Here is a 6,915-nt window from a genome sequence, read left to right as displayed (position 1 = left end):
GAACTGTTCCGTAATACTGATGTTTTTCCAGGTTCCAGGTGTGTTTTTTAAAGAGTTTTTGTGGTGATATCCAGAGTCGCCAACGCCACCCAGTGTTAAGTAGATATCGCCATCACTAGTAAATACGTCAGCGGAAAATGTTATGTATTTTCCTAGCATGGCATGATGCTGTTTTGCATCGGCTTGCACGGTTGAGCTCAAATAGATATTTTTTGTGTTTACTGGCTTCAGGTTGATTTCCATGCAGTTGAAGTCGCTATTGATGATGACTTCGGACTCTCCCTCATTTCGAATCCACCAATGCTCATTGATGTATTGATTGTTTTGAGGTGTGCTAATGGTTTTCGGTGTTTTTAGGTGGTTTCCGGAAATCAGGTTGTCGTTGATGGACGGTTGTGGGGTGCAAAGTCTCCAGCGCTCGCCATCAAAATAGCAGGTTCCGCCAGTAAGTTGGCCGTTAGAATAAAATCCAATGTTTGAGAAAAAAACTTCCTTGCCGACCTTTTGGTACAAATAGCGGTACTGCCATGAGATGCTATTGCCTGAGTGATCAATAGCGCGAAACGGATCTTGGATTTTTACCAGCTTTCTTTCTGCTCGGAGTTGGCGTTTGTTTGTTTTGTCTTCCGAAATGAGTTGGGAAAGTATTTTCTTAAGATCAAGTTCTGTTCGGAACTTGGACAATAAATCCATAACTGTATAGATATAGCTGACTTCTTTTCCAAAGAACATGGCGTGTGAGTCTGTATCTAGTGTTTGGATTATCAGCTTTTTATTTGGTGGTGTTGCCTTTGTCAAAAGTTCGACGTTGATTGTGTCGATTTCATCATGGCCATGAATGATATAAATCGCTGAGTCGTTCCATTCGGAGCTTGCAATTTCGTCAAGGTTGGTGTGCTCTCCGCCAATCTCGTTGATGTGCCCAATCAGTTCAGGCCATGCGTAATCCTTAGTGATATCGAGGTTTACTTGTGGGTTTGAAGCGATGGCGTTGGCATTTAATTTAAAGGCGTGGAGTATTGCACCATACCCGGACATGGACGAACCGAATAGAAATGTTGACTGTGGTGCGTAGTGCTTTGTAAAAGTCTGAAAGGTATTTAGAAAGGTTTCTCCATTGTCGGTATCAAGATACCAAGAGTTCTTTGGGTCGGAAATAAACAAAAGGTCACATGCTTGATTTTCAAGGAAAGAGCGCAGGGCCATGTATTTGTTGCCCTGGTTGTGGGTGCTCATCACTATCAATAGCTTTTCAGAGTATGACTCGCTTGCGAGTGGCACGAAGAGAACTTTTTTTTCAAAGATGGTCTTTTCGTTTTTCTCGACAATGCTTGTTATGTCAATGGCTTGATCCATAAACTTTTGCTCTATTTCTTGTTGGTTGCCAGTGTCAGAAAGAGGTCGTCGTTGGTGCAACAATCTGACCCGATTCTGACGCTGGAGAAGTACTTGGCTGAATTAGTCTGAGCCTACTGTGCAGTGTTTTTTGGAAAGAAAATATGAAGCCATCTAACTCTTGGGTTTTTTGAGTCCAGGAAGAATTTTTTTGGCGTTTTAAGAAATTTTTCCATTTTTTTTCCGCGCTTGCGCTGATCCACTTTTTTAGTTGGTGGCAAGGACGATGGCGTTTCCACCGCTGAGGTAGAAGTAGTGGTAGTTTGTACCTGTGCTTTTATCGAGGCAGCGGGTTTTTCATCTTTTTGCGTAGCGGGTTGGTTTGCTGCACTCTTATTTACCAAGGAGATAGGCGGGGTGATATGGAATATCGTTCGCAGCATAGCCTTCCCAGACGGGAATGCGGAGACCAGTGAGAATTGAAGAGCCTTGGTAATGAACTCCTCATAGGCCCTGTATTGTACAAGGCCAAGTCTGCTGGGGATTTTTCCAGTTTTTATGTCTGTGACAAACTGCTCCAGATTTTCGGGGCGATAGTCAGACGTGAAACCCCGATTTCCGTAAAATGCATTTGCAAATTGGATAGGCTGGAAGCCTTCGAATGCCGCCTCCAGCAGTGCTTGGGAGTTTAGGCCTAATACATATTCTGTTTGTTTGAATATGGATTTGATGTTGTAGTCTTCCAGGAGTAGTAGGCGCTCACTACTATCGTAGTACTTATCATTGACCATAAAGTAGGACGCAAGTGCGTCAAGGGTCAAGGAGGTTGTAATGTTTTTCTTTTTTCTCTCCCACGGATGGGCTTTGAAAATAATATTGAACTCAGTTTGGTCCAGGATTTTCTGGATCAGTTCTTTGTAGAATTTTAGCGAGTTTAGGCCGTGGTCTTTATATTCCAGCAGAGAGAAGTCGTTTAGTACTTGCCCTGTGATAAGCAGGGTTTTTTTGCTGTTATTGAAAAGCTTTTTTGCGTCTTCGGGTGGTTGAGTGACATTTTTATTAATGCCACTCAAAATTTTGTTGATTGCCTTGTTTCTACTGCGATCCCGCTCAAAAGGCGTCTCATTCGCGCCTAGCGAACGGTAGTAGGCTTTGAATTTGAGGTTTGAGTTGTTGGCAATCGGTTCGTATTTTTCTTCTATATAGTTATCACTGCCGGTGAAAAAGCTCTCTAGTACAAAAGCGCGTGGTGCTCTGTTTTTCAGTAATTCAAGCAGTGTTCGTGCGTATATCAGGCTTCCCGAAAAGACCAAGACAAATTTAGGGTTATGCTGTTTTATAACTGGAGACCAATGGTTTATCCATTGAATGGCTGCTGCCATGTTCCAGAGCAATATATKTGGCGCATTTTCGAAGATGAAATCAAATAGCTCCCTGCGCGAGGCGGGAAGAGGGGCGCTATTGAAGTTTTCCCTTGTGATCAATAGGGACAGTATTTCTGCTCTGGCTACCTTGAAAATATTTACTTCGAGTACGGATAGCTCAAAAAGTTCGTCCTGACTGAGCGAGCGCAAATGGCTGTATTCTTCAATAAGAAGTTGTTCGTGCGAGGAGTAATCGCCGAATAAACTCAACCAGTCCTGTCGTTCTTCGTTAAAAATGGCGTTGGCTTTTGACTCTTCGAGGTATTCGTAGAGGCTTCCAAAATTTCTTTTGTTGATATGTAGCGGGTCAGCAATAAAAAATTTGCTCATGCGAATAGCTCGAGTACTTTATTGATTGAGGCTTGGCTTCCCTTGATTAGATCAAGATACTCTTTCATGTTGAAATTAATCGAGTCGTGCCAAGTAATCAGGTTTTCGCTTGGTTGCTGGCTAGATGCAAATAATTTCTTGTATCGCGGGCTCTCTGGCTCGGCGAGTTCATTCAACATTATTGCATCGGTCTCGGGTTCCATTTCTAGGTAGACCCCGTGTACATCGTGCTTAATCAGGTCTGGTACCATTCCGATTGGGTTCGCCAAAATCGGCACGCCCATGGCGGCAGCTTCCGGAATATTTGCAGGTCCACCTTCAAAATAGCTGGTCATAAGTAGTGCATTGACGCCTCTGTATGCGTCAATCAGGGCCGGGTAAGGAAGACGTTCAAACACTTCAACATCAAAGCCAAGTGCTCGAAGAATTCTGCCTTCTTCAGATCTTCCATCACCGACCAATAAAAACTCGATATTGTCCGCATCGAGTCGTTTGGCCAGTTCAAATAAATAGGCTTCGCCTTTTACTTTTCGGGCATAACGCTTCGATACAATAGCGATCTTGAATTTTTTTTGCTCCTGTCGACCTAGCTGCCGTGCATGATCGATCAAGTGATGGTTATAGCCATGCGGAACTACAACGGTATTGAAGATGCCACATTCCGCAAGTTTTTTTTGCTGAAAAGTGTTCAGGCAAATAACGACGTCTGCCTCTTTGTAGCGATCAATAAAAGCCTGTAAGGATAGCCAGCCATCTGGGTCGTTTAAGTCATGGTGGACTGTTACTACGCATGGCTTGATCAATCGCTCTTCGAGGTGCGGTCTATGATAGTGACGCACATGAGCCCCGATGATCGGTTTCTCGCTCGGTATATGAGTTGCGTATTGCTCGGTATAGTGAGAGAAATAAGCGAAGATATCTTCGAAAATCCCGCTATGAACGTTATTTGACAATACGTGGTTAACTATGATGGTCATCGCTTTGCCCATATCCGGTGGCTAGTTTTGAAGGCTATCGATAGTTCTTCCCAGAACTAATGTTTGTACGATAGGTGCAATGATTTTTTGCCATTCATGAACAGCAGCGTTGGTCACATAGATAGCGTCATCAGGTTGTAGCATGACTTGGCGAGCATAAAAAATTGCTGCTGGGTCTCGCATATCTATGCGCATGACGACGGGCTTTGCGGCGGCGGTTGTTTCGTTGATACGGAATACGAAAACACCGCTTGGATTAGCGTTGGCTTCCTTCAGGCCTCCTACAGAACCTAGTGCATCAAGGAGGCTGGTATTTTGAGCGGGTAGATCATGCAAGCCTGGATCACCCACTGCACCCATAGCGACAAAGCGTTTGCGGGCACGTTCCAGAATCACTTCTGAATTGGGCTTCAGAACAAAATTGTCCCCAGCCAAAATTTCTTCATAGTTGAGGCTACGGACCTGATTGCCGTTACGCACGGTGACATTGACCAGATGCGGTTCCATCACGGGGCCGCCAGCCTGGTTGACGGCATCCAGCAAGGTCAAAGGGCCTTGCAGGGTAGAGAAACGTCCAGGCGCTTTTACCGCACCCGCCACCAGCACCGAGCCAGACAGATCACCAACCAGATCAACGTGTGCCTGAACGTCAGTGGTCACGCCTTTGAGCTTCYGGCGAATCATGTCTTCGACCTGGATCAGGGTCATGCCGGCAACGAACTGATGACCAACGTACGGCAGGGAGATCATTCCCTTGTCGTCGATGCGCACTTTGAGTTGGGTACCGCCCGTAGAAAGCGGGGCGAACAGGCCACTGCCTTCTGGAGCGTTGTCGGTGATCAGCACGTTGATCACGTCACCGCTCATCAGGCGCACGCTTTGCGCCAGGGGAGTGGTGATTGTGGCTTTGGCCGGTTTGGCGGCTGGACGCATAAACGGTGCGATGGTGTTGGCGTTGATGTCCACCAGGTCATACGCAGTATTTTGGTTTTTGCTTTCGATATCGCCTTTGTAAGGGCCGGCACCGGACATGACGCCGCTGCAACCAGACAAAGTGAGGCTCACCAGCATCAAACCCGCAACAGCGCTGTTTCGCATGTTCAAGTTCAGGGGGCGAAGGGGCAGGCCGGAAATGGATTTAATCACGATGATCCTCGATCGATGCAATTAGGAAGCGGGTAATGCCGTAGAGCAGAAGCAGGGCCAGGAAGATGGTTGCCAGGTTGTACCAGCGCTCCGGATACAGGGCCATTTGCGGGGTGTTCGGGCTGACCACAGTGACCAGGGTGCGAATCTTCTTACTGGCTTCGATACGGGCGTTGTCCAGTGCGGCAACGGCGGTCTTGTAGGTTTCTTCGGCGATGCCGGCGTCCAGGGTAAGTTGCTGGAAGCGCGAGGCGACGACGTTGAGCTGGTCGCCATCGGGGGCGGACACCAGCAGGCGTTTTTCGGCACTCAACTGTTCACGAATGGCACTGACGCGTTGCTGCTGTTGCTTGACCTGAGGTGAGTCCGGGCGAAGCTTGTAGCTCATTTGCGTGAGTACGGCGCGCTCTTTGGAGTGCTCGCCTTCGAGGGTGTCGATGATGCTTGCGCGGCCTTGAGCCGAGCTTTTACCGTCCAGTACCTTGTTGCGGTTCTGGAAGCTCAGCAGCTCTTCCTTGCGTTTGGTGTAGTTCTTTTTCGCGCCTTCCAGCTCGCCCTGGGCGAAGCGCATCTGCTCGCGGGCGATGCTGTGGGAGACTTCGTTCACGAAGTGTTCGCTGGCTTCCAGAATGGTCTTGACCATTTGTTCGGCCAGTTCCGGGCTGAAGGCTTGCACTTCAACTTTCAGCAGGCCGGTGGTTTCGTCGTAATGGGCCGAGACCATGCGCTGGTAGTACTCGAGCAGGTCTTCGCGTTCGGTGTCGCTGGCCAGCCAGAAGAACGGGTCGCTGCGTTGCTTGCTGTATTGCTCGACCCAGTGCAGGCGATCTTCCAGCAGTTGCATCATGTCCATCGACACAATGTATTCGCGCAGGTAAAGGGTTTCTTCGCGGGAAGCCGGGTTGGCACCGCTGAGCAGCATGCTCAGGCCAGGCATTTGCGCCGCCGGGTTGTTGCCGTCCTGGCGTACAACCACTTGCGCGGAGCTGACATAGCGATCCACGGCGAAAAAGCTGTAGTAAACGGCGGCCAGTACCATTGGCAGCACGATCAGCCCCAGAGTCAGGCGCCAGCCCTTGAATTTACCCGTACTGCTCATATGCTCACGCATCCTTGAAATGAAACTGTCACGCCACGGTCAGGCGATCAGGTGTTGTAGGCCTTGATGCCTTCATCGACATCGTCATAGATCTGCACCCCGCCATCGCGCACCAGCAGCACGACGTCACAGAGCTTTTTGATTTCGGGCATGCTGTGGGATACCAGCACCACCTTGGATTTCTGCAGGCGAGTTTCGAACACGTCCGCGCACTTGCGCTTGAAGTGCGCGTCACCTACCGACATCACTTCGTCGATCAGGTAGTAGTCGAAGTCGAAGGCCATGCTCAGGCCGAAGGCCAGGCGCGAGCGCATGCCGGAGGAGTAGGTTTTGACGGGCTCGTCGATCCAGCTGCCGATTTCCGCGAAGTCTTCGACGTAGCGGACTTTCTGGCGCATGGCGTCGCCTTCCGCGCCGTATACCCGGCTGACGAACTTGATGTTTTCGCGCCCGGTCATGGTGCCGTGCAGACCTCCGGACAAACCCACTGGCCAGGAAATGCTCTTGTTGGTGACCACCGTGCCGGAGTCCGGTACGTCGGCACCGCCCAACAGGCGCATCAGGGTCGATTTGCCCGAGCCGTTACGACCGATCAGGCCGATGT

Annotated in this window: 6 protein-coding genes; all 6 read right to left on the bottom strand. The window is 49.0% G+C overall.

The features are described 5' to 3' along the window. A partial coding sequence (locus AC1DVH_RS24295; protein WP_477755963.1) for a hypothetical protein occupies positions 1-1,356 on the bottom strand: 1,356 nt, incomplete at its 3' end. 113 nt (positions 1,357-1,469) lie between these two features. Continuing rightward, positions 1,470-3,089 carry a capsular polysaccharide export protein, LipB/KpsS family gene (locus AC1DVH_RS24290; RefSeq protein ID WP_477755962.1) on the bottom strand — a complete coding sequence of 540 codons (1,620 nt, stop codon included), beginning with the start codon at positions 3,087-3,089 and terminating at the stop codon, positions 1,470-1,472. Next, entirely contained in the window at positions 3,086-4,066 is a 981-nt protein-coding gene (locus AC1DVH_RS24285) for a glycosyltransferase family 4 protein (RefSeq protein ID WP_477755961.1), read from the bottom strand. The genes AC1DVH_RS24290 and AC1DVH_RS24285 overlap by 4 nt, the downstream gene beginning before the upstream one ends. A gap of 21 nt (positions 4,067-4,087) precedes the next feature. After that, a complete protein-coding gene (locus AC1DVH_RS24280) occupies positions 4,088-5,164 on the bottom strand; it encodes a polysaccharide biosynthesis/export family protein (RefSeq protein WP_477755964.1) in 1,077 nt (358 codons plus the stop codon). Positions 5,165-5,204: 40 nt separating this feature from the next. After that, complete coding sequence (locus AC1DVH_RS24275) at positions 5,205-6,311, bottom strand: KpsE/RkpR family capsule polysaccharide export protein (protein ID WP_477755960.1); 1,107 nt, start codon at positions 6,309-6,311, stop codon at positions 5,205-5,207. Positions 6,312-6,358: 47 nt separating this feature from the next. After that, the coding region (locus tag AC1DVH_RS24270) for an ABC transporter ATP-binding protein (protein ID WP_477755959.1) at positions 6,359-6,915 on the bottom strand (557 nt) is incomplete at its 5' end.

This window comes from Pseudomonas sp. P4_C3 (assembly GCF_056402075.1).
Note: the sequence above shows the minus strand (reverse complement) of the source record. Positions and strands in the feature narration are given on the sequence as shown.

Coding starts and splice junctions, on each gene's coding strand:
- AC1DVH_RS24285 (WP_477755961.1), bottom strand. CDS start 4,066: ATGACCATCATAGTTAACCACGTATTGTCAAATAACGTTCATAGCGGG.
- AC1DVH_RS24275 (WP_477755960.1), bottom strand. CDS start 6,311: ATGAGCAGTACGGGTAAATTCAAGGGCTGGCGCCTGACTCTGGGGCTG.